Source organism: Aurantimonas sp. A2-1-M11, assembly GCF_036549475.1.
In the GTDB taxonomy this organism is placed as follows: Bacteria; Pseudomonadota; Alphaproteobacteria; order Rhizobiales; family Rhizobiaceae; genus Aurantimonas.
The window spans coordinates 1-1,953 of record NZ_JAZHLI010000178.1; the positions used below are offsets into that span (position 1 = coordinate 1).

The 1,953-nt window shown below is 62.2% G+C and carries 2 protein-coding genes, 1 tRNA gene and 1 pseudogene; 2 read left to right on the forward strand and 2 right to left on the reverse strand.

What is annotated here, in order from left to right; translation table 11 throughout:
- Positions 1-84: 84 nt before the first annotated feature.
- Both VQ042_RS25410 and VQ042_RS25415 read left to right on the forward strand, forming a co-directional pair.
- The gene (locus VQ042_RS25410) at positions 85-762 is read left to right on the forward strand and encodes a hypothetical protein (protein WP_331823023.1); all 678 of its coding nucleotides are present in this window, start codon (positions 85-87) and stop codon (positions 760-762) included.
- A 320-nt stretch (positions 763-1,082) separates the two neighbouring features.
- Positions 1,083-1,159 (forward strand) — tRNA-Arg (locus VQ042_RS25415).
- On the opposite strand, the gene VQ042_RS25420 is transcribed toward VQ042_RS25415, so the two are convergent.
- The gene (locus VQ042_RS25420; RefSeq protein ID WP_331823024.1) at positions 1,130-1,558 is read right to left on the reverse strand and encodes a hypothetical protein; all 429 of its coding nucleotides are present in this window, start codon (positions 1,556-1,558) and stop codon (positions 1,130-1,132) included. The two genes, VQ042_RS25415 and VQ042_RS25420, sit on opposite strands and share 30 nt — an antisense overlap.
- A pseudogene (locus VQ042_RS26270) lies at positions 1,513-1,806 on the reverse strand (recombinase zinc beta ribbon domain-containing protein); the annotation flags it as partial. The gene VQ042_RS25420 and the pseudogene VQ042_RS26270, both read right to left, overlap by 46 nt.
- Positions 1,807-1,953: the final 147 nt, after the last annotated feature.

The following is a 1,953-nucleotide window of genomic DNA, read 5'->3' on the forward strand; positions in this document are numbered from 1 at the left end:
GGCAACCTCCCGCCCGCCGAGGCGGAAGCCGCCTACTACGCCAGGCTTGAGGCCGTGCCGATAGCCGCGTAGGACTCAAACCAAATGGTCTCCGGGAAACCCGGGGCGGTTCACCCCCTTTTCGCGCGAGCACATGCGGGGCTGTCTTTCACAAGCTTTCTGAAGTCGTTCCTGCGCCAGGGTCCCGGTCCCGAGACGGCGGCGCGCGAAGCACGGCGCCACGCCGAGCGCAGCCTGGAATTGGACCCTCTCGACCCGTTCGCGAACTTCACCATGGGCCGGTCATTCTGGCTGACGAACGAGCCCGACGCCGCGGCAGATTGGCTGGCACGAGCGACAACCCTGAATCCAAACTATGCGCAGGGATTCTACGCTTCGGCCTTCACATCAATGCTGACGGGCAATGCCCCCGCCACGTATGAGGCCTTGGATGTCTCACTGCATCTCAGCCCGCTCGACCCGCTGCTCTACGGCATCCACGGGGTTCGCGCGCTGATGCTGATCCAGCAGGAAGGCTACCAGGCTGCAGCCCAGTGGGCGGATCGCGCAGCCACGACGCCGGGCGCTCATTGTCTGATCGCCATGATTGCGCTCGCCGCAAACGGGCTGGCCGGCCGCGACGATCAGGCTGCTCACTGGCGGCGGGTGGTGCGGAGGCTGAGGCCGGACGCAACGGCAAAAGATTACTTCGCCGCGTTCACAACTCGAGATAACGCGTCCCGCCCACTCATCGCGGCCGAACTGCTCCGACATGGCTTGTAATAACCCTCTTATCGAGGGCTACCAGTCTATCTCAAAGACTGATGCCCTCGCTGAAGGCTCAGAGAGGCGGCCAACACGAGCCACACCCTCGGCACCCTCCCCCACAATGGTTCTCACGGCCCGACGTCACGGCGCCGCAAGAACGCCTACCCCCTGTCGGCTACGGACCCGACAGGATTCGAACCTGTGACCTTCTGCCTTTGGAGAGGAGCGCAAGCTCCACATCCCAACCTATCAACGCTTCTTGCCGTCCGGCCCCGGATCGGCTAGGGAGTTTTCGCATCAGGCAATCCGCACGCCGGATCCCGCCCGCGACCCGGGCACCCGTAGCTCAGCTGGATAGAGCGCTGCCCTCCGAAGGCAGAGGTCACAGGTTCGAATCCTGTCGGGTGCACCATTCCTGAATACCAGTGGGCACTGCCTGTCCTCCTTCATCGTGAGTAGCGAGGAGCGTGCGAAGCTTCTCCCGTCTGCCGGTCAGCGTTGCTTGCTTGTCGCTGACCACGATGCGATCGATGATCGATCGGATGTACGCCCTCCGGAATGGGATTTCCCCGCTGCGGACCCGGTCCTTCATATAGTTTGAGAATGCCACGATTCGTTCGGGATCCAGCTCGAGTGCCGGTCCGATCCGGCGGCCGACTCGTTCAATTCCCGCAGCAGCGATGTCTCGATCCTTCTGTGCTGCCGAGAGCTTCACCCGGAGTTCAGGATCTGACGCTTCGGCCAGGCCCTGTTCGACCATGGTCATCAGGCGATTGATTCGTTGCCGCGCGTTAGCCAGTTCCTCTTCCATCCGCAGCAGCTCCCCAGAGTTCTAGAGTTCTCGCCGCTGGCCTTGCGTTCCGATTCGATGCGCCGCAAGATTCCATCAAGCCGCGAGGGCGCCAACGCTTCCGCAACCAGTGCCTCGGTGACCGCTTCGTCGACATGACGCACCGGATGAGAACATTCTTCGCAAGCTGCTGTGCCGCGGGCCTGGCGGCTGGCACAAGCGTAATACGCGTAACGTCCAGATTTTCCGGTGCGCATCGTCATTGCTGCCCCACACTTTTGCGCACTGCAGAAGCCCGGTAAGAAGTCCGCCCTGAATAATGGCTAAGCCGTTGAAGCGACGCACCCGGAAAGACGTTTGGACGTATGCGGTTTCGCCGTTTTTGGCTGGCTTGCTTGCAGGAACCAGACAAGCCA